The organism is Streptomyces sp. NPDC051569, from assembly GCF_044454085.1.
GTDB lineage: Bacteria > Actinomycetota > Actinomycetes > Streptomycetales > Streptomycetaceae > Streptomyces.
This window is the reverse complement of record NZ_JBITDJ010000004.1, coordinates 470,009-496,817: the sequence shown is the minus strand read 5'-3', so window position 1 is coordinate 496,817 and position 26,809 is coordinate 470,009. Positions and strand designations below refer to the sequence as shown.

Sequence of the window (26,809 nt, the reverse complement as noted above, 5' to 3'; positions counted from 1 at the left end):
GTCATGCAGCAGCACATCGAGTTCATCGTCACCGCCGCGCCGATCAGCATCGATGCGGGACGGGTCCTCGGAACCGTCGGCGCCGGAGGCATCGCGATCGCCCTGACCGGGGCGATGATCGCCGGGATTCGCGAGCCCAAGGGCGCCGCCGCGGCGGCCGGGGGAGCGCCCTCCGGCGGTAAGAAGGGCAAGATCCGCAAGAAGATGACCAGCGACCAGGCCCAGTGGACCGGGGTCGCCGCAGGCACCTTCTACATGACCGCCGGATCGATCTGGACCGTCGGCGGGCAGCTCTCCGACGCTTTCAGCTCCCTGTTCACCAGCGGCGGGTTCGGCGACGCGGGGACCGGCGCGGTCGCCGGGCTCCTTGCCCTGATCATGTACTTCCGCGAGATGACCCCCGGGAAGTCCGCGTTCACCGGGATCATTGCCGCCGGGGTCTGGGCGACGGCCGGCGGGATCTGGGGCATCCCCCAGGCCCTTATCCTCACCGGCGCCGGCGCCCTCGGGATTGCCTGATGGCCGACGACATGATCACCGCGCCGGGGGAGTCGGCAGTGTCCTGCTCCCCCGGCCTGGCCCGCCGCGCTGCCGACGGTCTGCGGTCCGTCCTCACCGGGGAGGCCGCGTACGCCCTGCGCACCGGATCTGTGATCCTCGCGAGCAAGGGCTGGCGCCTGATCGCCCCGGACGCCCCGGTCTGGCAGCGGCTCGGCTACGTCGCCCTCGGCGGCTACGTCACGGTCTACGGTCTCGCGCACGCCGACCTCGGCACCGTCGGCCCCTTCCTTCTGCCCGGCGGGGCGATCGTCTGGTGCATCGCCGCCTGGACCATCGCCCCGCCCCCCGGCCGCACCACTCCCCAGGAGCACGCGGGCCAGGACGCCGCCGAGCGCGAGCCGGAGGATGGCGCCGAGCCCGACCGCGAGTTCGTCTTCGCGCTGATCCGGAAGGTCGCCGGAGACCGCCACGCCGCGCACCTCGCCGACGTCATCGCCACCGGCGCCCTGGACGGCTGGGAGCAGCCCGACCTCAAGGCCGCGCTCACCCGCGACTGGGGCATCCCCGTGAGCGAGATCAAGCTCAAGTTCGGCGCCCGTCAGCGGGTCCGCGACGGGGTGCGCCTTCGTAACCTCCCCGACACCCCCGAGCAGGACCCCGCCAGGGCCGCCCTCGACGCGCCTGTCGACGCCCCGTCCGAGGCCCCCCTCGACCCCTCCCCTCGCCCGCTTCCGGACCCCTCTCAGGGGACCCGGTAGGGAGGTAGGAACCGCAGGTCAGCCCATATTCCTACCTCCCGCCTACCTACCCGCCTACCACCCCCGGGAGGCCCCTGTGAGCCCCTACCGCTACTGCTGCGGACAGTGCCGAGCCAGCAGCCCGCCCACCCCCACACGAGCCGAATCCGAGGCCCACCGGGACTACCACCGGGCCACCGTCCACGGCGGCCTGGTCCCCGACGGTGACCGCATCGACCGCGTGACCGGGGACGCCGCGCGTGACCCGGACGCCCGGTACCTGTCCAGCCGCGCCGTCCTCATCGGCATCGGCCTGTTCGCCCTCGCGACCGTGATTTCCCGCGTCCTCGGACGCTGACCACAACAAGGAGAGCCCATGTCCAGCGCACGCCACTTCCGCAAGGACCAGCCCGTCGACCAGGCCCGCCCAGCGTGACCTCCAGGCCGCCGGACAGCACGGCGTCGCCGAGCGGATGCGGCAGGGCACCGACGAATGCCTCGACGAGCTGGCCGACCTCGACGCCGGCCGCTGGCACCCGAAGCACGCCTGACGAAGGCCCCGGACGACGAAAGAGGCACAGACATGGACTACGACGACATGGACATCACGGACGTCATCAGCTCCAACGAGCTGTACGGGATGGACCGGGGTGATGAGTACCGGCTCGACTCGGAGGACGACGCGCGCAACGCCGCCGAGATCGCGGCAGACGTGGCCGACGACGGCCAGCCGTGGGACGGACTCGCTGACGGTGAGGAGCGCTGATGGACCACCGCGAGCACCTGATCTGCCAGGCCGCCGAGGCCACCGATGTTGTCATTGACCAGATCGAAGCCGACCAGACGCCCGACCCCGTCGACGTCACGATCCTTCGCGTGAACCTCACCGAGGCGCGGCGGGCTGGGATTTACCCGGGCGAGATCAACGCCGCCCGCCGTACCAGCCCCCAGTAGTACCCCCGGGGCGGCCTCCGCCTGCCAGCACCGGCCGCCCCCGGGCCCCGTCCCCTGAGAGACAGGACCGCCATCATGGCACTCCGACAGCCCCAACCCGCGTCCGACGACCCGCGCCTGCGCGGCCACGAGACGACCTATCAGGCATCGCGCGGCGGGCACTACCCGCCGCTGAAGAAGCCCATCGCGGGCGCACCAAAGAAGGGTTGATCGGTCCGTGCAAGACATGACGGCTGTCAGACCCTCGCCGTAGCCTGAGCACATCCCATCCGCGCTTCATGGCTGCTGCGCTGCTGGACCCGAGGCCCCGCTGCGAACTATCGCAGCGGGGCCGCCCTGCGAGAGATCATGGAGCCATGGCCACGCCGATCCTCGTAGACATATACGCAGCCCAAGCCGCCACCGGCATCAAGCCGGGCACCCTCCGCCAGTGGCTTCGCCGAGGCCGGCTCACCCACCACGGCTACGACCGTGCCGGACGCGCCCGTGTCGACCTCACCGAACTCCAGCCACAGGACACCGCGAACGCCGCTTGACCAGCCCGATCAGCAGGTGTAACACTCAGGGGGCGTTCGGCGTGCCCACAGACCGCCAACGCCCCCAGGCCCCGCCCACGACCGGGGCCTTCGTCATGTCACAGGACTGTCATACGCCTTCACCCGGTGCTCGTTCCCTGACACCGTGATCCCCTCATCATCAACCGTGGGGGGACCACCATGGGCTTCATCAACGACGCCAAGGCACAAGAAGCCGGTAAGCGCGCACGCGAGGCGTACACCAACGGCGACTACGTACTCGTCTACAAGTTCATCGAGGCCAACACCAGCAGCAAAGCCACCGCGCCCATGACCGGCATCGCCGACCAGATCCAGGCGGTCGAGTCCAACGGATGGATGCTGTCCAACATGGCCGCGGCTGAGGGCAAGGCCCTTACAGGTGAACGCGTCGCGCTGATCTGCCTTTTCAGACGCCGCTCCTGACCACAGCTCAACCGGCCCGCCCAGCAACCATTGCGGCCGGGCCTTCGCATACCCCCAGATGTCCAGGTAGGAATTCCGGCTCTCCTGCAACGTGGTGCACCCCGGCTCACACCCCTGGATGCGGTATCCGTGAGGACCGTGCCGGCGCCCCGTCCTAGGCAACGGGGCGCCGCTCAGCTTGAAGGAGACGACAATGGCCGGCCGCACCGACCTGACGAGCTACGAGTACCGCCAAGCCCGCGCCCGCTGCCTCGCCGCATCCGACGTCTGCATCGTCTGCGGCCACCAGGCCGCCGACGCCGTTGACCACATCCAGCCCGTCAGCAAGGGCGGCGCGATCGCCGACCCCGACAACCTCGCCCCCATCCACGGCGTCACCGGCTGCCCCACCTGCCTCCGCAAGTGCAACAACGAGAAAGGCGACAAGCCGCTGAGCGCTGTCACCCAGCTCGTCACCTCACGCGACTGGTACGCCGGACCATGAGGCGCGAGACGATGCCTCGCATGAACAACGACATGGTGACCTTCGTGCGCGCCCGCCTGGACGAGGACGAGCAGGGGGCGAGCGCAGCGAGCCCTGGCCCGTGGCACCTCAACGCCGAGGGTGACGAGGTGCTCGCCGTGGACGACATCACGGTGGCCGAAGGCTTCGCGCTCAGCAACCGGCAACTCAGGGCGACGGCAGCCCACATCGCCCGCCACGACCCCGCCCGAGTGCTGCGGGAGGTCGACGCCAAGCGGCGGATCGTAGACCTGCACGGCATCGTCTATCGCGAGATCGGGTGGCTGGAGAACGGCGACGAGGAGCGCAGCGAGACCCCGGTCTGCGGCCTCTGTGCCCCCAAGCACTCGCACTATCAACGTCGCGACGACGTACCGAAGGGGCCGTGCCTCACAGTGCGCCTGCACGCCGCCGCGTATGCCGACCATCCCGACTACCGCAAGGAGTGGCGGCCATGACCACCGAACCCGATCCGTGGATCAGCCGCCACGAACTCACGATGTTCCAGCAGGTGCGCACCCTCGACAGCCCGGCCGACAGCAGGGACGCGTGCTGGCGCGAGACCGAGGCCACCGGCCAGATGCTCGCCGTCTGTAACTGCGGACTCAACACCGGCTGGATCGCTCGCGACCAGATGCCTACACACGAGACGCTGGCCGACGGCGAGCAGCACGCCGCGCTCACTGCCCAGGGGTGGGGCCGGGCCCTGCGCGACCCAGTCAACCGCGAGGCCGTCGCGGTGGCGCTGCGCACCGAGGCACGCGTCAACCCCGAGTGGATCCGCGACATCATCCGACGCGAGCAACGGCTCAACGGCGGCGAGCCTTACCGGGTCTGACCTGCGAAGACGCGCCGGATTTTTAGGGAGATCATCTTCCCAGCCCCGCGCCCAGCTTTTATTTTTCTCCCCCCGGCCCTGACCAGCAACGACGCCATGATGGCGACGATCCCGGAGGGAGGCGGTCATGGCGACGAGGGCGCTGGAGATCGGCCCGGCGGGACAGCACGCGGCCCAGGCCGTGGCGCGACTCCGGGAGGCGCGCGGCTGGAGCCAGAGCGACCTGGCCGCCCGGCTCGCCGAGGCCGGGAGCGCCATCTCCAAGTCGATGCTGTCCAAGGCAGAGGCCGGCGCACGTCGGATCGACGTGGACGACCTGGTGGTCCTGGCCGTCGCGCTGGAGGTGTCGGTGGGCGCGCTGCTCCCGCCGCAGGAGAAGCGGGACGCGGCGACGGGGGCAGAGCTGTTCGTCATCACCCCCGGGCGCCGGGACGACGCGCCGCAGGACGCGGGTCCGGTGCTGGCCGCGCTTGCCGAGGACGTGGAGGCGCTCGGTGATCTGACTGGGGTGGAGCCGACGTTGGCGGAGATCGCGTACCGGCTGGCCCGGCAGATGGACGGGGTGCGGCCGGTGCCGTGCGACGACTGCGGCTCGATGGTCCACATCCCCGCTGATCCGCGGATCCTGCCGCAGCTGGCGAAGGAACTGCGCGCGACGGTGGCCGCGCTGCTGGAGGGGCGGGCGCCGGATGACGACGACGATGACGGGTTCGGAGACCTCGGCGACGTCTGAGTCCGAGGTGTTCTCGCCGCCGCCGGAGTTCGCGGCCCAGTGCCTGGACCTGTACGGGCTGACGTGCCCGCCGCGTTGGGGTACACCGCGCCGTCCCGAGTTTCCGTCGCTGGGACCGAAAGCGTGGCGGGCGATGGAGCGGCTCGGGTTCCCGCCGATGCCGTGGCAAAGGTACGTGATGGACGTGGCGCTGGAGATTGATCCGGCGACCGGCCACTTCGCTCACCGCGAGGTGGGGCTGTCGGTGCCGAGGCAGCAGGGCAAGACCCAACAGATCCTCGGGGTGCAGGTTCACCGGATCGCGGCGTGGCAGCGGCAGAACGTGGTGTACGCGGCGCAGACGCGGGGGATGGCTCGGCAGCGGTGGGAGGACGAGTTCGCGGAGACGATCCTCGGCTCGCCGTTGGCGAAGCGGATCCGGGTGCGGAAGTCGAATGGCAACGAGGCGATCATCTGGTCGGCGACGCGGTCGCGGATGGGCATCACGGCGAACACGGAGAAGGCCGGCCACGGCCCGCCGCTTGATCTCGGCATCATCGATGAGGCATTCGCGCACGAGGACGACCGGCTGGAGCAGGCGTTCAGCCCGGCGATGCTGACCCGGGCAATGGCCCAGCTGTGGTGGGCGTCCGCCGGTGGGACGGAGAAGTCGGTGTGGCTGAACAAGAAGCGCAAGGCCGGCAGAGCGCACGTCGAGCGGCTGTGGAAGACGGGGCAGCGGCCGGCGGTGGCCTACTTCGAGTGGTTCGCTCCGGACGATATGCCGCGTGATGATCCGGCGACGTGGCGTGCGACGTTGCCCGCCCTCGGGCACACGGTGACCGAGGCCATCATTCGGGCTGAGCTGGAGAAACTGGATCCGGCGGAGTTCGACCGGGCGTACCTGAACCGGACGCGGAAGGCGACTCCGCCGTCCGACCCGAACATTCCGAAGGCGCGGTGGCCGGGCCTGGTTGATGCCGGGTCGCAGGCTGGGCCAGAGGTGGCGATCGCGATCGACGTCTCGCAGGACCGGGGGTCGTCGTCCATCGGTGTCGCCTCGGTGCGGACCGACGGGCGGGTGCACCTGGAGGTCGTGGACCGGCGGCCCGGTACGGACTGGGTGGTCCCGGCGCTCCTGAAGTTGAAGCGCTTGTGGAATCCGCTGGTGGTCGCGGTGGCTGGCGGCGGGTCGCCCGCCGGGTCGTTGGTCGACGCGTTGGTGGAGGCCGGGATCACGGTGCCCGAGAAGAAGGACCAGCCGCACCGCGGGCATTTGGTGGTGCTGCGGACCTACGACCTGGTGGAGGCGTGCGGGCAGCTGGCCGACGCCTGGAACCAGGGCAGGGCCAGACACCTGGACCAGGTGCCGCTGACCGCCGCGGTGAACGGTGCCCGGACCCGCAGGGTCGGTGACGCCTGGACGATCGACAGGACGAACAGCCTGGTCGACGCCGCGCCCCTGGTCGCGGTCACGATCGCCCGCTGGGCGCTCCTGACTCGGGGCCCGGCAGTGCTGGACGACTACGACGCGCTGGACTCGGTTCTATGAGGGAGGTGTTGGCGTGGGACGTGTGCTGACTGCCCTGTGGTCGCCCTTCCGCTGGGCGGGAGCGGCCGGTAAGCGGGCGATCACGGCGCTGCCGTGGGGCTCCGGAGGGTCGCGGCGCGCGGGTTCGGTGTCGCCGGAGCGCGCGCTGTCGCTGATCCCGCTGTTCGCGTGTGTGCGGATCCTCGCGGACTCGGTGGCCTCGCTGCCTGTCCAGCTCTACCGCCGCAACGGGGCGACCCGGGAACTGGTTTCCTACGTGCCGCAACTGCTGTTCGCGCCGGCCGCCGTGGACGACTTGTTCATGTGGCTCCACAAGTGCGTGGTGTCGATGGCGATGCGCGGGAATGCTTACGGGCTGATCACTCAGCGGGACGACCTCGCATTCCCCACGATGATCGAGTGGTTGAACCCGGACGACGTGTGGGTGGACGAGTTGCATCCGACCCGGCCGGTCTTCTACTGGCAGGGCCGCGTCGTGCCCGCTGGGGACATCGTCCACATTCCGTGGGTGGTGCTGCCCGGCCGGGTGGTGGGGCTGTCTCCGATCGCGGCGTTCGCCGAGTCGATCGGGCAGGGTCTGGACACCGTGGAGTACGGGCGGTCCTGGTTCGAGAACGGCGGCACGCCGCCGGCCACGATGAAGAACATCGGTAAGGCGATCAACCCGGATGAGGCCGAAGAGATCAGCGACCGCCTGGCCGCGCGGGTGCGTGCCCGTAGGCCGTTGGTGTTCGGCTCGGACTGGGACTTCACCGCGCTGAAGGTCTCGCCGGAGGAGTCGCAGTTCATCGAGACGATGCGGCTGAACGCCACGCAGATCGCCACGATCTACGGTGTGCCTCCGAGCAAGGCGGGTGGCGAGACGGGCGGGTCGATGACCTACTCGACGGTGGAGATGGAAGGCATCGACCTCGCCACGTTCACACTGCGGCCGTGGCTGGTCCGGCTGGAGACGAAGTTCTCGCAGCTCATGCCGGGGCGCGAGTTCGTGAAGTTCAACGTGGACGCGATGCTGCGTACCTCGCTGCTGGACCGGTATCGGGCCCATGGGATGGCCCTGGACCAGGGCTGGCAGAACCGGGACGGCATCCGCGCGCTGGAGGACCTGCCGCCGCTGCCGAACGGCGAAGGGCAGGCGTACCACGCGCGCCCTGTCAGAGCCTCAACTACCAAGCCGGGAGGCACGGATGAGTACGGATGAGTGACGCCGAGCGGCGGTTCACGCGCGGCCTGGTCGAAGTCCGGGAGGACGGCGGTCAGAGGACGATCGGTGGGTACGCCGCCAAGTTCAATAAGCTCTCCCGCAACCTGGGCGGGTTCGTGGAGCGCATCGACCCCGGGTTCTTCGCCAAGTCCGAGGGGGACGGCTGGCCCGAGGCGATGGCCCGGTACAACCACGACGACAACATGCTGCTGGGTACCTCCGGTGCCGGCACGCTGCGCCTGGCCGTCGACGGGACCGGCCTGGATTACAGCGTGGACGTGCCACAGGCTCGCGCGGACGTGTACGAGCTGGTGCAGCGCGGCGACGTCCAGCGCAGCTCGTTCGCGTTCTACACGTTCGAGGACGACTGGGGTATGACCGGCCAGGACTTCCCCGTGCGTACCCTGTTGTCCGGGCAGTTGGTCGATGTGGCCCCGGTCAACTCCCCGGCCTATCTCGACACGTCGACCGGCCTGCGGTCGCTGGCCGAACGGTCGGGTGCCGACCTCGCCGAGGTGCGGACCGCGGCCGGCGAGGGCGACCTGAAGCGATTTCTCGGCGCCCCGCCCACCGTCATCGATCTGGCGCCGAGCGGGCAGGGCGATACCCACCCGCTGTTGGCACTGCGGCAGCGGCGCGCCGAGCTGTACCGGCGCCGCACCTTCTGAGGCAGGGCGACCCCCACCTCTCCACCCCATCCGAGTCGACGCCCCGGTCTGCTGGCCGCTGGGCGCCGTCGTCATGCCCAGGGAGGGCACGTGAGCTACATCAAGACGCTTCAGGAGCGCCGGGCGAACATCTGGGAGCAGGCCAAGGCGCTGCTCGACACCGCCGCGGCGGCGAAGCGGGAGCTGACCGCCGAGGAAGAAGGTCAGTACCAGGCCCTGAACGCCGACCTGGACCGCTACGACGCCCGGGCCAAGGAGCTGGCCGACGCCGAGCAGCGCACCCGGGACGCGGACGCCGCGTTCGCCGAGCTGCTCGGCAAGCCCGCCACACGCACGGCGCCGGGCCAGGACAACGAGGAACTGCGACGGTTCCTGACCGGCGAGGTGCGGTCTTACGAGATCCGGCCCGAGGGCCGCGTCGACTTCCGTGCGCTGACCAAGGGCACCGCGACGGCCGGCGGGAACACCGTCCCCACCACGTTCTACAACCGGCTGATGGAGTTCCTGATCGAGTCGTCCGGGCTGATGGCCGCCGGCCCGACCGTCCTGAACACTGCCTCCGGCGAGCCGATCGAGATCCCGATCGTTACCTCGTACAGCAGCGGCGCCCTGGTCGCCGAGGGCGGGCAGATCCCCACCAGCGAGCCCGCGTTCGGCAAGCGGGCCCTGGGCGCGTACAAGTACGGCGCGATGATGAAGGTTTCCACCGAGCTGACGACGGACACCGCCGTCGACCTGGAAGGCTTCCTCGCCCGTCAGGCCGGGCGGGCGCTGGGCAACGCGTTCGGGGCGGCGGCCATCACCGGCACCGGCACCAACCAGCCCGGCGGCCTGGTCACGTCGGCGACCGCCGGAGTCACCGGCGGCACCGGGGCGGCCGGCGCACCGACGGCGGACAACCTGATCGATCTGCTGTACAGCGTGATCGCCCCGTACCGGAACTCCTCTTCGGCGGGGTGGCTGCTGCGGGATTCCTCCGTCGCGGCGATCCGCAAGCTGAAGGACCAGAACGGCCAGTACCTGTGGCAGCCGTCGCTGGTCGTAGGCACGCCCGAGACGCTGCTCGGCAAGCCTCTGTACACCGACCCGAACGTGGCGGCCGTCGGCCTGGGCGCGAAGTCGGTGATCTTCGGTGACATCTCGCAGTACTACGTCCGCATGGCGGGCGGGGTGCGCTTCGAGCGGTCTGACGACTTCGACTTCGACCACGACATGGTCTCCTTCCGGACGCTGCTGCGCGCGGACGGTCTCCTCGCCGACCAGACGGGCGCCGTGAAGTACTTCGCCGGCGGCGCGAGCTGAAGGGAGAGCACGATGCGTATCCGCATGATCGTCCAGATGTCAGGAACCCGAAACGGCGAGGATTGGCCCACCCAGGGGCAGACTGCGGACCTTCCCACCGGGGAGGCGCAGCACCTGGTCGCCGCCGGTATCGCCGCAGCCGTCCCAGAGCAGCCGGAGACCGCGACCGCACCGGAGCCGGAGACCGCGACAGCGCCCCTGGGCAAGCGCGCCCCGGGACGCCTCCGCAAAGGCGAAGGCACCGACGCCAAGGAGTGACGGTGGCCAACGAGTACGCCCAGCTCGACGCACTGAAGGCCCGGCTCGACATCGAGGTGGACGACACCACCCGCGACGAGCTGCTGGGCAACGCCCTCGCCGCGGCATCGCGTGGCATCGACACCGCCACCGGCCGCCGCTTCTGGATCGACCCCGACCCCGTGGCCCGCACCTTCGCCCTGGCGGGCCGGACCGTCCGGGACGAGCGCGGTGACCGGGTTCTGCTGGACGACATCGGCGACGAGCCGCTCCTGGTGGAGTCCGGATCTACTGGCGCCTGGACTGCCCTGACGGACTACGAGAGCAGCCCGGACAACGCACTGCTGCGCGGACGACCCATCACGGCCCTGTCCGGTGCCTGGTGGGGCGCCGGCCGTATTCGGGTGACCGCCCGGTGGGGATGGCCACAGGTGCCGGATGAAATCCGGGAGGCGGCCCTGATCCAGGCAGCCCGCCTGTACCGGCGCAAGGACAGCCCGGAGGGCGTCACCGGGTCGGCGGAGTGGGGCGTGGTGCGGCTGTCACGCCGCGACCCCGACGTGTGGGCCCTGATCGAACACTTCTGCCTGCCCGGCTTCGGATAGGAGAGAGAACATGCTGATGTCCGCAGTTCGGGACGCCATCGCGGACGCGGCGCGAACAGTCGCACTGCCCGAGGGGGTCGCCAAGCTGACCTGCTACGGCTACGTGCCGGGCGCCGTCACCGCGCCGTGCTTCTTCACCGCCGATTACACGGTCGACTTCGACAAGGCGATGCGCCGTGCGCTGGACGAGGTGGAGCTGACCTGCCAGGTCCTGGTGGGCATTGCCGACGACCGGGCTGCCCAGCGGATCCTCGACGCTCTGCTCGCGGGCAGCGGCCCGGCGTCCCTGAAGCAGGCGATCGAGTCCGCGCGAGGCGCCCCGGGCGAGTACGCGCTCGGCGGTCTGGCACACGACCTTCACGTCATGCGCGTGCAGGGATACCGCTGGTATGAGCACCAGGGCACCAGCTATCTGGGCGCCCAACTGGCCGTGAAAATCATCGGAGAGGGGAACTCCTCATGAGCAAGTTCACCCTGCTCGACGCGCGTCTGTTCGCGCCCGGCGCGGATCTGTCGGGCGCCTCCAACAAGATCGAGATCTCGGCGGAGATCGAGGACAAGGACGCCACCAACTACCGCTCCGGCGGCTGGAAGGAAGTCCTCGGCGGCCTCGGCTCGGCGGAGATCTCCGGCGAGGGCCAGTGGGAGGCCGGCGACCCCGCCCTGGTCGACAACGCGTCCTGGGCCGACCTCGGCGGCCGGGGCCCGTACACGGTCTGCCCGGCCGAGGCCACGGTCGGCGGCCTCGCGTACTTCACCCAGGGCCTGCGCTGCGACTACAAGCTCGGCGACGCCGTCGGCGAGGTCGCCCCATGGTCCGGGACGATCAAATCGAGCTGGCCGCTGGTACGCGGGCAGATCGCTCACCCGCTCGGCCAGGCCCGCACCGTCACTGGGACCGGGACGGCCCTGAACCTCGGTGCGATCCTGGCTGGCCGCCGCCTCTACGCCGCCCTGCACATCGTGTCAGCGTCCGGGACGACGCCGTCCATCACGGCCCGGATCGAGTCCGGTGACGCGGCCTTCGCGACCCCGACGACGCGCCTCACGTTCGCCGCGGCCACCGCGCCCGGCGGGCAGATCCTGCGCGGCGACGGGGCGGCCCTCACCGATACGCACTACCGGCTCGCCTGGACGATCTCCGGGACGACGCCGTCCTTCATGCTCGCCGCCTCTCTGGGAATCAGGTGATCCTCATGGCCAAAATGGTTCTGCTGGCCGCGTTCGTCAGCCTCGCCGGCACCGACCTGTCCGACTACGCCCGCAAGGCCGACCTCAGCGTGGAGGTGGAGGACAAGGACGTCACGACCTACGCCTCGCTCGGCTGGAAGGAAGTCCGCGGCGGCCTGAAGAGCGGCGAGCTGGGGCTGGAGTTCTTGCAGGACACCGCCGCCGGGAAGATCGACGCGCTCATGTGGCCGCTGCTGGGGACGGTCGTCCCGTTCGTGGCCCGGCTGGACAACGCACCCGCCTCCACCTCGAACCCGCAGTACTCGGGGAACGTCCTGATCAAGGGCTGGAATCCCATCGAGGGGTCGGTGGGCGACGAGGCATCGGTCTCTGTCAGCTATCCGACGTCCGGCGCCGTGGCCCGCGCGACGACCTGATGGCCACCGGCGGTCCACCGTTCGATCTCACGGTCACGCACGAGGGCCTGGACGCGCTGGTATGGGCGATCCGTCAGGAAGAAGACGGCAAGGCCCTGCGGAAGGATCTCGCGAAGACCATGCGCGAGGCGCTGAAGCCGGGGGCGGTCCGCGCCAAGTCGGGGATTATGGCGATGTCATCCGCCGGCTTCAGCACCGGCCCGTCCCTCCGGTCCGCGATCGCGAAGAAGATCCGGCCCGAGGTCAAGCTCGGCGGCCGCTGGACGGGCGCCCGCGTGAAGGCGTTCAAGACGCCCGGCATCCGCGGCTTCACCAACGCTCCGAAGCGCACGAACCGCCGCAACGGCGGCTGGCGCACTCTCACCTACGGACACGAGCCGTGGCGTACTCAGACCGGCAAACGGCAGTGGTTCGACGACGCCTTCGAGAACGACGCCGACCAGTACCGCCAGGCCGTCCACACCGCCATGGAAGACATGGCCCGCCGCATCGCGTCCCGGGCCCGATAGGAGACCCCATGTACCTGGTTCATACGCCCGAGGGACAGGCCGAGCCGACCCGCTGGCGCTACAACCCCAAGAAGCTCATGTCGGTGGAGCGGGAGGACATCGAGCGGCGCACAGGGCGGAACTTCAGCACGTTCACCACCGACGTTCTGCAGGGCAACAGCCTGTGCCGCCGCGCTCTGCTGTTCACGTTCCTGCGCCGCGACCACCCCAAGACGCGGTTCGAGGACGTGGACTTCGCGTGGGACGAGCTGACGCTGGAGTACTCCCGCCAGGAGTGGGCGCAGATGCGCGCGGGCGTCCTGGAGAGCCAGCACGGCGACCAGTTGGCCGCGTCGCTGGCGACGATCGACCGCGAGATGGAGACCGCGTTCGATGACACCGAGGAGTCGGGAAAAGCGAGTCTGCCGATCGCCGACTGAGTCAGCTCGGCAACGCCGCCCACCTGCTCGGGATCCGCCCCTGGGAGTGGGAGCACATGACCGTCGAGCAGACCGACGCAGCCCTCACCTGGCTCGATGCGTATCAGAAGGCCACCGATGAGGCCCTGAACAACTGAACAGAGGTGGCTCGTGTCGGACACGTCGCTGGTCTTCAACCTGATCGCCCGGGACCGGGCATCCGCGACCCTGGGCCGGGTCCGCGAGAAGTTCGACATGGCCGCCACGGGCATCGCCGCGGGCATGGGGGCCGCGCTGGGCGTGGGCGTGGCGGCCAGCCTCGACATGTCGGCCGCCTCCGCGAAGCTGGCGGCGCAACTCAACCTCGGGCCGGAGCAGGCCGCCGAGATGTCGAAAATCTCGGCGGACGTGTACAAGGGCGCGTGGGGCGAGTCGACCGAGCAGGTCAACGAGGCGATCCGGGGCGTCTACCAGAACATGGGCGACACCGGGCAGAGCCGGGCAGCCCTCCAGGGTGTTTCCGAGGACGTCCTGGCCCTATCCGAGGCGTTCGACGTGGACCTGGGCGGTGCCACCAAAGCCGCTGGGCAGCTCATGAAGACCGGTCTGGCCAAGGACGCCGATGAGGCGATGGACCTGATTACTTGGGGCTTCCAGAACGGCATGGACGCTTCCGGCGACTTCCTCGACACCCTCAACGAGTACAGCCCGCAATTCGCCAAGATCGGCATGGACGGGCCGGCCGCGCTCGGGCTCCTCAACGCGATGATGCAGGCCGGTGTCCGCGACTCCGATGCGGCGGCCGACGCGGTCAAGGAGTTCGGGCTCCGGTCTATCGACACGGCCGCCGCGGTCACCGACGCGTACAAGGGCCTCGGTCTGAACGCCGACCAGACCCGGGCCGCCATCGCGGCCGGCGGACCGGCAGGTGTGGACGCGATGAACCAGGTCTTCACCGCCCTCCAGAAGGTGAAGGACCCGGTCCAGCAGAACCAGCTGGGGACCGCCCTGATGGGCACTCAGTGGGAGGACACCGTCAGGTCGATCCTCCCGAATCTCGACCTGACAAAGACGCACATCGAGGGCATCGAGGGGGCCACGGACAAGATGTCCGCGACCCTCGCGACGTCCCCGAGCAAGGCGCTGGAGCGGTTCAAGCGCGGCGCCATTGTCAAGCTCGCCGACATCGCGGGCGTCGTCGTGAACTTCGGCATGGAGAACCAGACCGCACTCACCCCGGCCCTGTACGCGTTCACCGCGCTGGCCGGAGTGGTGATGGTGGTGCGCGGCGCGATGATGGTCTACTCCACGGTCTCCGCCGTCGTCTCGGCCGCGAACGCCATCGTCTCCGCGTCGACCTGGACAGTCATCGGGAACTGGACGCGGATGATGGGCGTGGGCCTCATGGCCTACGCCCGGATCGCTGGGGCAGCGGTCATCTCGGGAGCCACCACTGCGGCCGCCTGGGTGGGCAGCGCGCTCGTCTCGATCGGCACGTGGATCGCCGCCGTGGTCCGGGCCGGCCTCACCGCCGCCGCCCAGTTCCTGATGATGGCCGCACGGGCGGTCGCCTGGGCCGTCATCATGGCGGCCCAGTGGCTGATCGCCATGGGCCCGATCGGCTGGGTCATCGCCGCCGTGATCGCGCTGGTCGTTCTCATCATCGCCAACTGGTCCAAGATCCAGGCGGCCACCGCAGCGGTGTGGGGCTGGGTCTGGTCCAAGATCCAGGCCGTCGGCCGGATGATCCTCTCGTTCTTCCTCAACTGGACGATCGTCGGGATCGTCATCAAGCACTGGACGGCGATCCGTACCGGCATCGCCACCGTCACCGGCGCGGTCCTCGGCTACGTGCGGGGCATCCCCGGCCGCATCTCGGGAGTTCTCGGCAGCCTGGGCTCGCTCCTCTACGGCAAGGGGATGAACGTCGTCCGGGGCCTCTGGAACGGAATCAAGAGCATGGGCGGGTGGCTGCGAGGCCGTGTCATGTCCTTCGCCCGCAACATGATCCCGGGGCCGATCGCGGAGGCACTGGGCATCCATTCGCCCTCCACCGTCATGGCGGATGAGGTGGGTCAGTGGATTCCGCCCGGCATCGTCCAGGGGGCTGAGGCCAAACAGGGTCTGCTCACTCGGGCCATGGCGAGCCTGGTCCAGGTCCCCACCGTCGCCGCCGCCGACGGCATGGGCCGCCAACTGGCTCCCGGGAGTGCCCCTCTCATGGCTGCCGGCGGCGGGGGCACACAGACCATCCGTATCGAGTTGGCCGGGCCCGCCGAGGTCCGGCGTCTCTTCCGCGCCATCGTCCGCAAGGACGGCGGGGGGAGCGTCCAGACCGCATTCGGAACGAACTGAGGTGACCATGGCGTTTCCTGATGGCCCACTGGACGTACATACGGAGCTCCAGGTGGGCGGGGCGTGGACCAACATCAGTGCCTCCGTCTACACACGTGATCCCATCACCATCTCCTACGGGCGCCCCGACGAGGGAACCCGTGTCGACCCGGGCCGCTGTACCCTCACCCTCAACAACCGCGACGGCACGTTCTCCCCGCGCAACCCACGGTCGCCGTACTACGGACGGATCGGCCGCAACACCCCGCTACGTGTATGGGTCCCGGGAACGGAGTCCTACCTGGCACCCAGCGGCCTCCAGGCCGAGAGCGCCAGCACACCGTCAGTGCCCGCCCTGGGGATCACGGGCGACCTGGACCTCCGCGTGGAGGTCACCGCCGACTGGTACCTCCAGCCCTACCAGGTACTCATGGGCAAATGGACCGACCCAGCCCAGCGGTCGTGGGCACTCAGCCTCAACGCGGGGACGCTCGAACTGGACTGGTCGACCAACGGCACCGTCATCTGGTACGCGTCCCGGCCTTTGCCCGCCCTTCCCCCACGGGCCGCGCTCCGCGTAACGCTGGACGTCGACAACGGTACGGGGGGGAGCACGAGCACGTTCTATGCGGCCGAGTCGCTGGCCGGCCCATGGACCCAGTTCGGCGACCCCGTGGTCATCACGGGAACCACATCCGTGTTTGCCAGCACAGCACCCTTGACCCTCGCCCCCTACCTCGCGGGCACCCTGCCGCTGACCGGTCGTATCCACGCAGCGGAAGTCCGGAACGGCATCGGTGGCACCGTGGCCGCCTCCCCGGACTTCCGCCCGGTCGCTCCCGGAACACCCACGTTCACCGACTCGGCCGGCCGCGCCTGGACCGTGACCAGCCCGGCCGAGATCACCAACCGGGAACCCCGTTTCCAGGGTGAAGTCAGCGCCTGGCCGCCACGCTGGGACGTATCAGGCGAGGACGTCTACACCCAGATCGAGGCCGCTGGAGTCCTGCGCAGGTACGGGCAGGGCCGCAAGGCCCTCGACAGCACGCTGGCCCGCCGCATCCCGTCCGCCCCCGGTCTTGTGGCGTACTGGCCGATGGAAGACCAGCAGGGCTCCACCCAGGCATACAGCCCGGTCCCCGGCGTCCGTCCGCTCACCGTGTCCGGCCTGGACTGGGCAGCAGATGACACCCTCGGCGGATCGTCGCCCCTGCCGAAGACCCGGTCGCCGGCGAGCCTGTCCGCCGTGGTCCCCTCCACGACTGCGGCCGGGTGGCAGACCGAGCTGGTCTACTTCCTGCCCGCGCTGCCCGCCGTACAGACCGAGGTCCTGCGGGTCACGGTGACCGGCTCGGTGATGCGGAGCGCCGTCGTGTACGCGTCGACCGCGGGCATCAGGATCGAGGCCCGCGACAGCGACGACTCGGTGCTGGCCTTCTTCCTCTACACAGGAACAGCGGCACTCGCCGACTTCATCGGGAAATGGAACCGCCTGGCGATCTACGTCCGCGACGGCGGGGCCGGGCAGCTCCGGCTTACCGCAGCCTGGCGGGACATCGTCAACAACAGCTGGTGGCGCTCGACGACGACCGTCGTCGCTGCCATGGGCCGTGTCAGCGCCATCAACGGCACCTGGGGAAACGCCCTGACCGGCATGGTGCTTGGCCACCTCAGCGTCGTCGCCATCCCCGCCAACGCGAACGACAACGCGGGGAGCGTGATCTACGACGGGGCCGACTCAGGATTCGCCGGCGAATCAGCGATCGACCGGCTGGTACGGCTCGCCCAGGAGGAACCCCACCTCGCTCTCAGCGTGATCGACGGTGACCGGACCCGCGCTGCAGAACTCATGGGCCCCCAGAGACCTGCCGCCCTGCTCGATCTCCTGCAGGCATGTGCGGAATCCGACGGAGGCATCCTCCACGAGAACAGGGAGGCCCTCGCTCTCGTCTACCGCGACCGGACCAGTCTCTACAACCAGCGCCCCGTACTCACCCTGGACTACGCGGCCGCTGGAGAGGTCGCGCCGCCCCTGGAACCCACCGAGGACGACCAGCACCTGCGCAACGACATCACCATCCAGCGCGACGGCGGATCATCCGGACGGGCCGTCATCGAGACCGGGCCTCTGTCCGTGCTGCCGCCCGAACAGGGCGGGGTCGGGCTGTACGACGAGTCCGTCACCCTCTCCCTCGCTACCGACGACCAGCCCCTCCAGATCGCTGCCTGGCGTGCGGTACTGGGGACCGTAGACGAAGCCCGTTACCCGACCGTCCACCTCCAGCTGCACACCGCTCCCCACCTCATCTCCTCAACACTCCGCCTGCGCATCGGCGACAAGGGTGTGATCCGCAACCCTCCGCCGTGGCTGCCTCCCGAGCAGATCGAGTTCCTCGTCTACGGCTACACCGAGGTCCTGGACATGTACACCTGGGACATCACGATGAACACGGTGCCGGCCCGACCCTGGACTGTGGGAGTGATCTCCTCCGATCCGGTCCCGCGCGCGGACACGGACGGCACCGTCCTGAACGGCGCCCTCTCAGTTTCGTCCGCCGTGGTGAATGTCAACACCACGAGTGGCCCCCGGTGGGTCGACTCGGCTACCTACGCCTCCGAGTTCCCCTTCGACATCCGGGTCGGGGGTGAGGTCATGCGGGTCACCAGCTGCACGGGGACCGCCCTCAGCCAGACCTTCGGGGTGACCCGCAGCATCAACGGCATCAGCAAGGCACACCCCTCCGGCACGGCCGTGCAGCTCGCCACCCCCACCATCGTCGCCCTGTAGGAGGACCCCGTGACGACCTGGCTCGCAGGTATGACCATCACCGCACAGCGCCTCGCGGACGGCCTGGACACCATCACCACGACGACCGGACTGGTCGCCTCGACCGGGTTCAGCGTCACTGATTTCCGGGGTACGCGTCTCGGCCGCAGTGTCGTCCTCGACATGTACATCGCCCGCACCGGTGCGGCTCTCACCGCCACCACCGGCAACATCGTGGACACCGCGTGCTGCACCGTCCCGGTGGGGTGGCGGCCCACGAACGGCACCATCAACGGCAACTTCGACGACGGCACCGCGTCCGGCGCGTTCGTCGTAGGCGGCGACGGCCTGTGCACCCTACGGACCGCGTCCAGCGACATCGTCACGGGCCGTAACTTGCGGATGCACATCTCCTTCATCACCACCTGACCCCCTGAGCCCCGAGCCGACGCCGCCGCTGCGCGGCACAACGACATGGAGTGATCATGGCCTGGCATTGGACCGACCCCGCACCCACCGCCGGCAACACGCAGACCGTCGACGTGCGCCTGACGAAGGGTTCCGGTACGCGCATCGTGGAGGGCACCCTCACGATCAGCCCGGGAACATCCACCACGGAGGAGATCCTCGAAGAGCTGCTCGCGCCCGCAGTCGCTGCGGGCTGGGTGCTGGAGAACCGACGGCGCACGCTCCGCTACGAGTCCGACCTCGTGTACGGCGGCTGACAGCCGGTCACCGTCGCCGACCTTTCGAGCCCCGTGCCGCCGGCCGGGGCTCTCCGTGTGCCTGGAGGCAGCCCATGTCCAACATCCATCCCGCCACCGCGCAGGTGCTGCGGCACTTCGCCTACGACCATCTCCCCCCTCACCTCCAGGCGGTGAGCGTGCAGTTCCACGACCTGACGCACCGCCTGGCCGCGACGCTCACCGGGCCCGAGCTGACGCATGCGTTGGTTCGGTTGCTGGAGGCGAAGGACTGGGCGGTCCGCGCCGCGCTCACCGACGCCACCCCGGAGGATTGATCATGTCCATGCCCCTGACTGCCACGCAGATACTCGCGGCCCTCACCGCCGAGGGCCTCGCCCCGATCGAGCAGGCCGGGTGGCGGACCCACGACCGTGCCGGGCACGGGTCGTGGGGCCCTGTGCACGGCGTGATGATCCACCACACCGCCGGGACCGCCCCGTCCGACGGACAGATCGTGTGGTCCGGCCGGGCGGATCTGCCCGGCCCGTGCGCGCACGCCTACCTCGCGAAGGGCGGGGTGCTGACGCTCACGTCGGCCGGGCGCGCGAACCACGCCGGCGGCGGTGACGGGGCGGTCCTCGCGGCCGTCGTCACCGAGTCGTACGGGGACCGGCCGCCTGCGCCGCACGCCCACGAGGGCAGCGCGGCCGCCGTCGACGGCAACGTGCACTTCTACGGCCTGGAGATGTCGAACCGCGGTGACGGGCGGGACCCGTGGCCGGCCGCGCAGTACGAGGCGGCGGTCCGGTGGGCGGCGGCGCTGTGCCGGGCGCACAGATGGTCGGCGAAGTCGGTGATCGCGCACCGGGAATGGTCGGACTGGAAGCCCGACCCGGCCGGAATCGATATGGCGAAGTTCCGGGCGGACGTGCAGGCCCGGCTCGACGCCGGGAAGCCGAAGCCGTCGACCCCCGCGAAGCCGCCGAGCATGCCCGCGTTCCCGGGCCGCGACCGCTTCAAGCTCGGCGCGAAGAACGCCTACGCGAAGCAGCTTCAGACCTGGCTCGACAAGGCGGGGTGGGGCCCGAAGTACAAGGTGGGCCCCTCCACCACCATGACGCAGCTCGACCTGGACAAGGTCACCGCTCTCCAGCGTCACTACCTCAGCGCGCTCGGCCCGGCCGACGGCCTCACCGGCCCGAAGACCTGGCAGTACGCCTACGAGACCGCCAACGGCCTCCGCAAGAAGTAGCGCCACCCCGCCCACCACCATCTTCGCCTGACCTCACAGAACGGATTCCTCATGTCGCACATCTCTCTGCCGGGCACGACCACCGAGACCGTCGTCAAGACCGCCACCACCTACGCCAAGGATCTCGGCGAGCGCGTCGTCTGGACGTTCCTCACTGCCTCCGGCGGTGTCGCCCTCGCGGCCGGTCCCGCCGACATGTTCCACGCGTCCTTCTGGCAAACCGTCGGCGCAGCCGGGATCGCCGCCGCCGGTTCCCTCGTCAAGGGCATGGTCGCGAGGGCCTTCGGGAGCCGGAACAGCGCGAGCACCGCGCCGGGCGTCTGATGCGGGGCCTGGTGCGGTGCGCCGGCCGCCGCCTGGGCCTGCGCGGGGTGGCGCTCCTGATCTGCGGCATCGGCTGGATCAACTACGGGATCGGCCTCCTCGCCGACCCCCGGTACGGCATCGTGCGCGGCGCGGCCGCCCTCACCACCATCGCCCCGATCGCGGCCTGGGGCTGGGCCTGGATCGGCTCCGGCCTCGCGTCCTGCGCGGCGGCAGTCCTGCCGTCCCGGCGGGACTGGTGGGGATGGGCGACTGCCACCGCAATGCCGGTCGCCTGGGCCGCCGCGTACACCTCGGCCCGGGCCCTCGGCCAGTTTCCACAGGGCCTGACCTCAGGTCTGACCTGGCTGGTCGCCCCGGCGCTCGCCGCCGTCGTAGCCGTCGCAACCCGTCGGCTCGTCCAGGCCCGGCGGGAGGTGGCCACCCTGCGGCACGCGGCCGCCGCCACGGTACGAGAGGAGGAAGCGCATGGGTGACGGCACCCTGTACGGGCTCGGCAGCCTGCTGATCGGCGGGGCGTTCTCCGTAGTCGTGGCCTGGATCTCACGCCCAGCCCCGCCCACCCCGCAGGACGTGCCCGCCGCGATCGAGCCGGACGACGGCCGCCTTACTACGGTGGAGGGCATCGCCGCGGTGGTGGTGCAGCAGGGTCGGCGTATCCACCAGCTGGAAGCCGAACAGGCTGGCACGACCGCGCGGGTGGGAGCACTGACCCGATACGTGCGGGTCCTGAAGGGCACGATCGCGTCGCTCGGTGGCGAGGTGCCCGAACCGGTCCACGAAGACCGGCACCTCATTGAGCAGTGAACACCGCGCCCCCTGTCGGCCTTCGGGCTGGCAGGGGGCGCGTTTCGCGTTTCGTGGGGCGACTATCCGACAAGGATGCGGGGAGAGTTAACGCAGAAGCGCTCTTCGACGCGCGCTCACCTCATACTCTGGCATCCCGCCTGACGCACTGGGGGAGTCATGACTGATATCGGACAAAACCTTCGCACCATTCGCAAAATGCGCCAGCTGACCGTGCGGCAACTCGCTACAGCTGCGCGCATCAGCACATCCGCGCTGGAGAAGTACGAGAGCGGCGACCGCACCCCCACCCCTGGCGTAATCGCCCTCCTCGCCCAGCACCTGCACGTAGGACCGGACCGCCTCACCGGCCAGCCGTACCTCGGCGGGGCCGAGGCTGACGACCAGGTCCAGGCCGTCATCCCTGACCTCCGCCGCATCCTGCTGACGTACGAGAACCCGGACGACCTCACCGTGGCGCCCCGGCCCCTGCCCGTACTGGCAGCCGAGATGGATCACATCGCCCAGATGAGGCAGGACGGCCAGTACGTGCAGCTGGGGCCGCTCCTTCCCGGCCTGCTGGCCGAGCTCACCCACACCGCGCTCCGCGCCCGGCCCGGCCGCGACCGAGAGCAGGCATTCTGGTGGCTGGCACGCGGCTACCGAGCCACGAACAGCCTCGCGCACAAGATGGGCTACCACGACCTCTCGCTCACCGCCGTGGAGCGCGTCCATTGGGCGGCGGACCAGTCCGGGGACCCCCTGATGCAGATCACGGCCGCCTACCTGCGGGCCGGGGCGATGGTCCGCATGGGTGCGCTCGGATCCGCTCGCCGTGTCCTTGAGGGGCTGGAGCAGGAGGTGGAGCGACTCGCTCCGGAGGGCTCGCTGAGCGAGGCTCAGATGGCGATTCAGGGAGCCATACTGCTGAAGCTCGCGGTTCTGGAGGCGCGCGACGGGCATCCAGACCGGGCGATGCAGCGGCTGGCGGAGGCCCGTACGGCAGCCGGCTGGTGCCGGCGCGATACGACGCACTACGAGCTGTCGTTCGGTCCGACGAATGTCCGCATCCACGAGGTCGCGGCGTTGATCGACTGTGGGGACATCGATCAGGCTCTGGCGCGGCTTCGGGAGTGGGGGGCGGAGCAGGACCGAACGGAGTGGGAGCTGCCCGCAGGCATCGCGGCGGAGCGGGTATCCCACCATCACATCGACGTGGCGGCGGCGCGGCTGGCCGCCGGGGACCGGCACGGGGCGTTCGCCGATCTGTCCGTCGCCAGGGGGGTGAGCCCCGCACATACCCGATATCACCCGACGACGCGGCACACCACCGCCACCCTGGTACGGCTGGACCGTCACCAGGATCCCTCCATCGCCGCCTATGCGCGCTGGGTAGGCATCTGACTGTAAGTCAAGCGTTTTCGCGGAATTTCATCCCCACATTTTGTGGGGGCAGCCCACAGATATCCGCGCAATGATCCTCCTCACTCAACATGTGAGGAGGATCACTCATGCCGGACCTCGACGCGGCCACCCGCTGGTTATGTGACGCCGACCCGGACCAGGACCACGCTCGCCGATGGCTCGCTACCGCGAAGCGCACCCTGCTGCCCCTGGGGCGCCACTGGTCCGCGATCAGGGTCGCCGACCACGAGGGGCTCACCGCCGCACGGACCGTGACCGGCCCGTCCATCTACGACCCGGCCGGCCGGAGCGTGTACTTCCTCGTACCGGTTGACACGACCTGGACCGCGCCCGCCACCGAACTGCTCGGCGATACGTGCTACCTGACCGTCCCGCTCCCCTCCGTCACGGAACCGCCGGGACCACACTGGCTGCGCCCGCCCACCGGTACAGGCCAGCTCGTAGACGCGGATCTCCTGCAGACCGCGCTCGGACTCGGCCGCGAAGGCGAGGACCGATGAAGACCCTTGGCACGGATTCAGGGCTCGCGCGCTGGCTGACCTCAGCTCAGGAAGCGCCCGCCGTGGCCCGCCGCGACTGGGACGTCGGTCGGCACGCGCTCCTTCGGACCGGCCTCACCTTCGACGCCATCCGCGTCCGCGAGCAGCTGGTCCATGCCGCCGTCGGCACCGCGCAACCCGACAAGGTCAGCGGGACCCTCGCCGAAATCCTCGACGGCCCCGTCATCCACGATCCGGCCGCCTGGTACTACGCCCTCGTCCCCGCCGGGACAGCGGAGACCTGGCACTCGCCCCTCGCCACCGCCAAGGGCCCCAACTGCTGGCTCGCCGTCCCCCGCGTCGACCGCACCGAGCCGACCGGCGTCCACTGGGCTGTGCCCCCGGAGGCCATCGGTCGACTGTGCGAGGTCGAGGCCGTCGACGCCCTGCTCCGGATCGGCCAGGAGCAGCGGGGCGGGATCGCGCCGTGACCGCGCCCACGGCCGCCCCGAGGCCGGAGTACCCCGAGATGACGGCACAGCACCGGGCGGCCTACGGCGCGCTGCTGGCCCACACCGCCACCTGCACGAGCTGCCTCCGTGGCTGCGCCGAGGGCGCCCGACTGCGGCGAGCTGAGCGGGAGGCACGGGGGTGACGGAATGCGTCAGCGGCGACCACGACTTCCCCATCGAAGACGAGGCCGGCGCGTACTGCGAGGAGCACGGTGTGACCCTGCTGTTCCACGGGCCGCCCGCCACTCCCGAGGACCACGCCCACGACTACCTGTCCCGCCGGCAGGCCCTCGGCCCCGCTGCGCCCCCGGCGATCCCGCTCCAGCGAGACCACTGATCCCCGCCCCGGCCGACGACTCCGTGTGAGACCCCGGCCGGGGCGGTGCCTCATCCGCTCACAGAAGTGAAGGTGATGACGTTGAACTGTCCGACATGCGGTGCGAGCACCTCTCAGGGCCCTGGTGGGTCCTGGTCGTGCGGCAACTGCGGCTGGAGAAGCGGCGTGGCCGCAGGGCACGCTCCGGCGCCGTCGGCGGTAGCCTCGGTGCATGAGCGCGCCTGGCAGCAGCTGGCCCCCGGAGATCGAGACGTCCACCCCCATGCAGCCGGATAGTGGACCGCAGATCACCGAATCCGAATGCCGATCCTGTGGGTGCCGTATCGCGGGGCTCGACGGCCGGTACGCGTGCGGGGTGTGCGGGTGGTCAAACCACTGGAGCGAAGGCCACCGTGAGCTCCCCACCGCAGCCGATGACCCCGACATCCGGAACCACCTCTCGAAGAACTGAGTCACGCTGCCTCAGCGTTCGTCCCGTACCAGGTCCGAAAGTGGGACCTGTATTGCGTCGGCGATACGGATCAGTGTGTCGATCACGGCGGCGGAGCGGGCCAGCTCGATCCGTCCGTACACCGTGAGGCTGATGCCGGCCCGCAATGCCACGGCCTCCTGTGTCAGGTGTGCCGCGCGACGAGCCTCACGGATTTGCTCACCGATGGCCCGTCGGCGGGCGAGGACGCGTTCGCTGGGTGGGGGCAGGGGCACAGTCCCAAATTCGCGCCCTCATGATCCACTTGTCTGCACTGTCGACAGTGTATTTTCAGCTGGTGGCCTAATCTCGCTGATCGGCCTCTCTGCCGCTCCGGCCGGCACACGTCCCCCCGGCGGGTCGGTCGGAGCCCCGGCGCCCTCGGTGGGCGCCACGGAGCCCCAGCCGCAACAGCGGCTGGGGCTCCCCCGCGTCGGTCGTTGCCGTGCGCGAAGCGGGGTAGGAGAATGAGGAACGCCCTGGTCAGACCTCAGGCGCGACAGACGCATTGCGTGAGCGGTGCGTGAGCGGACGTCCCAGACCGGGCCAGAATCACCAGAGTGAGCCGGAGCGAAGAGCGGGAAAACAGCAGGCGATCCGGAGTAGCCGGAGTTAGCCGGAGCGAGTCAGAGCAAACCGTCTCGTCTTACAAAGCAGATGTCGGCGGTTCGAAACCGTCCGCGCCCACTGTGAGAACTAGCAGGTGAAAGCCTGTTGGAAGCCCCTCGATCATCATTGATCGGGGGGCTTTCGAGTGTCAGACGCCACATAAATGTTGATACAGGCGAATGATCATGATGGCCGCAGGGTGGTCAGGTGTCCTCGGAATCGCCGCCCGAGTGGGTGCCCATCCACCGCCGCGAGATCGGAGACCACATCCGCGCCGCGCGTCTCTGGGCGAACCTCACCCAGGCGTCAACCGCATCGAGCAAGGCCACCACACGGGCCGCCTGGACACGTTGCTGCTGATCGCACGCACTTGGCGCGCCACTTGCCGACTTGGTTCGTGAGGAGTGGCAGCCGCTCAGCGGCGATCCGCGTACGGGGTAAGGCCACGCTGCTCACGACACGGTGCGCACGCGAACCGGGTGATGCCGGGGCCGCTGCCCTGCTCGATCACGTCGATCAGGACAGCGGTCTCGGACGGCCCCGCGTGCCAGTCGCACCAAGTGTGCAGTGCGGGGGCGCTGGCGGTCATGCGAGCTCTCCGTTGGGGCACGCCCAGACCTCGGTGTCGAGGTTGTGGACGCCGGCGAAGCCGCGCGCCCAGCCTCCGTACTCGGCGCCGCGCCACAACGAGGTGCCGCAGGCGTAGCATGCGCGGCCCGCGTACTGCTCGGAATCCAGCTCGCCCACCGGCGGTATCGGCGTCTCGCTGCACGGGCGGAGCGGCGCCGGGGCCGGGCGCCGTTCGATGGACGCGGTTACGGGCGCGAGCCCTCCGCGCTTCTCCTGACCGGCCGGCAGCAGCATGCTGACCGCCTCGATCTGGCAGAGGCGTCGCCCAGGTGCCGGCGGGACCGCCCAGTGGACCCCGATCGGGCCGAGCCGATCCACGCGGGGAACAGCCAGCCAGGAGTCCCGCCCCTTGACGGTGGCGAGCGGAGACCGCCATGTCCCGGCGGTCCCGGCCCGGACCAGCGCGTAATACCACGCGGCCGGGTCGTGGATCACCGGGCCGTCGAGCGCCTCGGCCAGCTCATCCGAGACCCGCTCGGGGTGAGGACTGCCGACAGCCGCGTGCACCAGGGGCTCCCGGATACGGACGGCGTCGAAGGCCACGCCGGTCCGGAGGAGCGCTGGGCGGCCGAGGTTCCAGTCCATGGCCGCAACGGTGGGAGCGCGCTGGCCGTCCATCAGCCAGGACACTTCGGCTGCTTGGCCGACAGATGCATACTTCACCGGACCGACCGCCCCACGAACTGACGCAGCCCGCAGGCCATTTCCCGTGCGAGCTGAAGGTGCGCGACAGGGGTGTGCACGCGGCCGTGGCTCGGCGGGATCAGCCAGTACGGCCCCGGGGGAGTGAGTCGGTCTGCCGGCGGCAGTTCGACGGGTGCTTCCTGAAGTGCCGTTGTATCGGGGACGTCCCACAGCCGCGCGGTGCTCGGCGGGACAAGAAAGAACAGAGC

40 protein-coding genes are annotated in these 26,809 nt (G+C 69.9%); 37 read left to right on the top strand and 3 right to left on the bottom strand.

Annotated elements, in window-relative coordinates; all coding sequences use genetic code 11:
- Window positions 1-3 precede the first annotated feature (3 nt).
- The 37 genes from ACIBAE_RS10470 (at window position 4) to ACIBAE_RS10290 (ending at window position 24,208) form a co-directional block, all read left to right on the top strand.
- Window positions 4-519, top strand: coding sequence for a hypothetical protein (locus tag ACIBAE_RS10470; protein ID WP_399283743.1), 516 nt, complete (start codon window positions 4-6; stop codon window positions 517-519).
- Window positions 519-1,259 (top strand): hypothetical protein, encoded by a 741-nt coding sequence (locus ACIBAE_RS10465; protein ID WP_399283741.1) that lies wholly within the window; start codon window positions 519-521, stop codon window positions 1,257-1,259. Before ACIBAE_RS10470 ends, ACIBAE_RS10465 begins: the two co-directional genes overlap by 1 nt.
- 76 nt (window positions 1,260-1,335) lie before the next feature.
- Window positions 1,336-1,596, top strand: a complete 261-nt coding sequence (locus ACIBAE_RS10460; protein WP_399283740.1) for a hypothetical protein — start codon at window positions 1,336-1,338, stop codon at window positions 1,594-1,596.
- A 225-nt stretch (window positions 1,597-1,821) separates the two neighbouring features.
- On the top strand, window positions 1,822-2,004 hold the full coding sequence (locus ACIBAE_RS10455; protein ID WP_399283738.1) for a hypothetical protein: 183 nt from the start codon (window positions 1,822-1,824) through the stop codon (window positions 2,002-2,004).
- Window positions 2,004-2,192 (top strand): hypothetical protein, encoded by a 189-nt coding sequence (locus ACIBAE_RS10450; RefSeq protein WP_399283736.1) that lies wholly within the window; start codon window positions 2,004-2,006, stop codon window positions 2,190-2,192. Before ACIBAE_RS10455 ends, ACIBAE_RS10450 begins: the two co-directional genes overlap by 1 nt.
- 75 nt (window positions 2,193-2,267) lie before the next feature.
- Complete coding sequence (locus tag ACIBAE_RS10445) at window positions 2,268-2,402, top strand: hypothetical protein (protein ID WP_399283734.1); 135 nt, start codon at window positions 2,268-2,270, stop codon at window positions 2,400-2,402.
- A gap of 146 nt (window positions 2,403-2,548) precedes the next feature.
- Window positions 2,549-2,728 (top strand): hypothetical protein, encoded by a 180-nt coding sequence (locus ACIBAE_RS10440; protein ID WP_399283733.1) that lies wholly within the window; start codon window positions 2,549-2,551, stop codon window positions 2,726-2,728.
- Between the two features lie 180 nt (window positions 2,729-2,908).
- A complete protein-coding gene (locus ACIBAE_RS10435; RefSeq protein ID WP_399283731.1) occupies window positions 2,909-3,172 on the top strand; it encodes a hypothetical protein in 264 nt (87 codons plus the stop codon).
- A gap of 193 nt (window positions 3,173-3,365) precedes the next feature.
- Entirely contained in the window at window positions 3,366-3,656 is a 291-nt protein-coding gene (locus ACIBAE_RS10430) for an HNH endonuclease (protein ID WP_399283729.1), read from the top strand.
- Window positions 3,657-3,676: 20 nt separating this feature from the next.
- Window positions 3,677-4,132, top strand: a complete 456-nt coding sequence (locus ACIBAE_RS10425) for a DUF6221 family protein (protein WP_399283728.1) — start codon at window positions 3,677-3,679, stop codon at window positions 4,130-4,132.
- Entirely contained in the window at window positions 4,129-4,512 is a 384-nt protein-coding gene (locus ACIBAE_RS10420; protein ID WP_399283727.1) for a hypothetical protein, read from the top strand. Before ACIBAE_RS10425 ends, ACIBAE_RS10420 begins: the two co-directional genes overlap by 4 nt.
- A 127-nt stretch (window positions 4,513-4,639) precedes the next feature.
- The gene (locus tag ACIBAE_RS10415; RefSeq protein ID WP_399283725.1) at window positions 4,640-5,245 is read left to right on the top strand and encodes a helix-turn-helix domain-containing protein; all 606 of its coding nucleotides are present in this window, start codon (window positions 4,640-4,642) and stop codon (window positions 5,243-5,245) included.
- 178 nt (window positions 5,246-5,423) lie between these two features.
- Window positions 5,424-6,776, top strand: a complete 1,353-nt coding sequence (locus ACIBAE_RS10410; protein ID WP_399283724.1) for a terminase large subunit domain-containing protein — start codon at window positions 5,424-5,426, stop codon at window positions 6,774-6,776.
- Window positions 6,777-6,789: 13 nt separating this feature from the next.
- A complete protein-coding gene (locus ACIBAE_RS10405; RefSeq protein WP_399283722.1) occupies window positions 6,790-7,977 on the top strand; it encodes a phage portal protein in 1,188 nt (395 codons plus the stop codon).
- Window positions 7,974-8,648 carry an HK97 family phage prohead protease gene (locus ACIBAE_RS10400; protein WP_399283721.1) on the top strand — a complete coding sequence of 225 codons (675 nt, stop codon included), beginning with the start codon at window positions 7,974-7,976 and terminating at the stop codon, window positions 8,646-8,648. The genes ACIBAE_RS10405 and ACIBAE_RS10400 overlap by 4 nt, the downstream gene beginning before the upstream one ends.
- A 90-nt stretch (window positions 8,649-8,738) precedes the next feature.
- Window positions 8,739-9,950 carry a phage major capsid protein gene (locus ACIBAE_RS10395; protein ID WP_399283719.1) on the top strand — a complete coding sequence of 404 codons (1,212 nt, stop codon included), beginning with the start codon at window positions 8,739-8,741 and terminating at the stop codon, window positions 9,948-9,950.
- Window positions 9,951-9,986: 36 nt separating this feature from the next.
- Window positions 9,987-10,208, top strand: a complete 222-nt coding sequence (locus tag ACIBAE_RS10390; protein ID WP_399283717.1) for a hypothetical protein — start codon at window positions 9,987-9,989, stop codon at window positions 10,206-10,208.
- A 2-nt stretch (window positions 10,209-10,210) separates the two neighbouring features.
- Window positions 10,211-10,792 (top strand): phage gp6-like head-tail connector protein, encoded by a 582-nt coding sequence (locus ACIBAE_RS10385; RefSeq protein ID WP_399283715.1) that lies wholly within the window; start codon window positions 10,211-10,213, stop codon window positions 10,790-10,792.
- Between the two features lie 10 nt (window positions 10,793-10,802).
- Window positions 10,803-11,255: a hypothetical protein gene (locus ACIBAE_RS10380; protein WP_399283714.1), complete on the top strand. Its 453-nt coding sequence runs from the start codon at window positions 10,803-10,805 to the stop codon at window positions 11,253-11,255.
- Window positions 11,252-11,983 (top strand): hypothetical protein, encoded by a 732-nt coding sequence (locus ACIBAE_RS10375; protein WP_399283713.1) that lies wholly within the window; start codon window positions 11,252-11,254, stop codon window positions 11,981-11,983. Before ACIBAE_RS10380 ends, ACIBAE_RS10375 begins: the two co-directional genes overlap by 4 nt.
- Window positions 11,984-11,988: 5 nt before the next feature.
- Window positions 11,989-12,399: a hypothetical protein gene (locus ACIBAE_RS10370; protein WP_399283711.1), complete on the top strand. Its 411-nt coding sequence runs from the start codon at window positions 11,989-11,991 to the stop codon at window positions 12,397-12,399.
- Window positions 12,399-12,908 carry a hypothetical protein gene (locus tag ACIBAE_RS10365; RefSeq protein WP_399283709.1) on the top strand — a complete coding sequence of 170 codons (510 nt, stop codon included), beginning with the start codon at window positions 12,399-12,401 and terminating at the stop codon, window positions 12,906-12,908. The genes ACIBAE_RS10370 and ACIBAE_RS10365 overlap by 1 nt, the downstream gene beginning before the upstream one ends.
- Window positions 12,909-12,916: 8 nt before the next feature.
- Complete coding sequence (locus tag ACIBAE_RS10360; protein WP_399283707.1) at window positions 12,917-13,327, top strand: hypothetical protein; 411 nt, start codon at window positions 12,917-12,919, stop codon at window positions 13,325-13,327.
- Between the two features lie 150 nt (window positions 13,328-13,477).
- Entirely contained in the window at window positions 13,478-15,661 is a 2,184-nt protein-coding gene (locus ACIBAE_RS10355) for a phage tail tape measure protein (protein ID WP_399283706.1), read from the top strand.
- Window positions 15,662-15,668: 7 nt separating this feature from the next.
- On the top strand, window positions 15,669-18,428 hold the full coding sequence (locus ACIBAE_RS10350; protein ID WP_399283704.1) for a hypothetical protein: 2,760 nt from the start codon (window positions 15,669-15,671) through the stop codon (window positions 18,426-18,428).
- 9 nt (window positions 18,429-18,437) lie between these two features.
- Window positions 18,438-18,836 (top strand): hypothetical protein, encoded by a 399-nt coding sequence (locus ACIBAE_RS10345; protein ID WP_399283703.1) that lies wholly within the window; start codon window positions 18,438-18,440, stop codon window positions 18,834-18,836.
- Between the two features lie 56 nt (window positions 18,837-18,892).
- The gene (locus tag ACIBAE_RS10340) at window positions 18,893-19,132 is read left to right on the top strand and encodes a hypothetical protein (protein WP_399283701.1); all 240 of its coding nucleotides are present in this window, start codon (window positions 18,893-18,895) and stop codon (window positions 19,130-19,132) included.
- A 74-nt stretch (window positions 19,133-19,206) separates the two neighbouring features.
- A complete protein-coding gene (locus tag ACIBAE_RS10335; protein ID WP_399283699.1) occupies window positions 19,207-19,428 on the top strand; it encodes a hypothetical protein in 222 nt (73 codons plus the stop codon).
- Window positions 19,429-19,430: 2 nt separating this feature from the next.
- Window positions 19,431-20,345: an N-acetylmuramoyl-L-alanine amidase gene (locus ACIBAE_RS10330; RefSeq protein ID WP_399283697.1), complete on the top strand. Its 915-nt coding sequence runs from the start codon at window positions 19,431-19,433 to the stop codon at window positions 20,343-20,345.
- Between the two features lie 51 nt (window positions 20,346-20,396).
- On the top strand, window positions 20,397-20,669 hold the full coding sequence (locus tag ACIBAE_RS10325; protein ID WP_399283696.1) for a hypothetical protein: 273 nt from the start codon (window positions 20,397-20,399) through the stop codon (window positions 20,667-20,669).
- Complete coding sequence (locus ACIBAE_RS10320) at window positions 20,669-21,145, top strand: hypothetical protein (protein WP_399283695.1); 477 nt, start codon at window positions 20,669-20,671, stop codon at window positions 21,143-21,145. Before ACIBAE_RS10325 ends, ACIBAE_RS10320 begins: the two co-directional genes overlap by 1 nt.
- Window positions 21,138-21,476: a hypothetical protein gene (locus tag ACIBAE_RS10315; protein WP_399283694.1), complete on the top strand. Its 339-nt coding sequence runs from the start codon at window positions 21,138-21,140 to the stop codon at window positions 21,474-21,476. Before ACIBAE_RS10320 ends, ACIBAE_RS10315 begins: the two co-directional genes overlap by 8 nt.
- A gap of 159 nt (window positions 21,477-21,635) precedes the next feature.
- Window positions 21,636-22,859, top strand: a complete 1,224-nt coding sequence (locus ACIBAE_RS10310; protein WP_399283693.1) for a helix-turn-helix domain-containing protein — start codon at window positions 21,636-21,638, stop codon at window positions 22,857-22,859.
- Window positions 22,860-22,966: 107 nt separating this feature from the next.
- Window positions 22,967-23,380: a hypothetical protein gene (locus ACIBAE_RS10305; protein ID WP_399283692.1), complete on the top strand. Its 414-nt coding sequence runs from the start codon at window positions 22,967-22,969 to the stop codon at window positions 23,378-23,380.
- A complete protein-coding gene (locus tag ACIBAE_RS10300; RefSeq protein WP_399283690.1) occupies window positions 23,377-23,850 on the top strand; it encodes a hypothetical protein in 474 nt (157 codons plus the stop codon). The genes ACIBAE_RS10305 and ACIBAE_RS10300 overlap by 4 nt, the downstream gene beginning before the upstream one ends.
- A complete protein-coding gene (locus ACIBAE_RS10295) occupies window positions 23,847-24,014 on the top strand; it encodes a hypothetical protein (RefSeq protein WP_399283689.1) in 168 nt (55 codons plus the stop codon). Before ACIBAE_RS10300 ends, ACIBAE_RS10295 begins: the two co-directional genes overlap by 4 nt.
- Window positions 24,011-24,208: a hypothetical protein gene (locus ACIBAE_RS10290; protein ID WP_399283687.1), complete on the top strand. Its 198-nt coding sequence runs from the start codon at window positions 24,011-24,013 to the stop codon at window positions 24,206-24,208. Before ACIBAE_RS10295 ends, ACIBAE_RS10290 begins: the two co-directional genes overlap by 4 nt.
- Window positions 24,209-24,670: 462 nt before the next feature.
- Here the strand turns inward: ACIBAE_RS10290 and ACIBAE_RS10285 are convergent, their stop codons facing one another.
- From ACIBAE_RS10285 to ACIBAE_RS10275, 3 genes are all read right to left on the bottom strand, one after another.
- Window positions 24,671-24,913, bottom strand: coding sequence for a helix-turn-helix domain-containing protein (locus tag ACIBAE_RS10285; RefSeq protein WP_399283685.1), 243 nt, complete (start codon window positions 24,911-24,913; stop codon window positions 24,671-24,673).
- A 788-nt stretch (window positions 24,914-25,701) separates the two neighbouring features.
- Window positions 25,702-25,875 carry a hypothetical protein gene (locus tag ACIBAE_RS10280; protein ID WP_399283683.1) on the bottom strand — a complete coding sequence of 58 codons (174 nt, stop codon included), beginning with the start codon at window positions 25,873-25,875 and terminating at the stop codon, window positions 25,702-25,704.
- Window positions 25,872-26,501, bottom strand: a complete 630-nt coding sequence (locus tag ACIBAE_RS10275) for a hypothetical protein (protein WP_399283682.1) — start codon at window positions 26,499-26,501, stop codon at window positions 25,872-25,874. Before ACIBAE_RS10275 ends, ACIBAE_RS10280 begins: the two co-directional genes overlap by 4 nt.
- Between the last annotated feature and the right edge of the window lie 308 nt (window positions 26,502-26,809).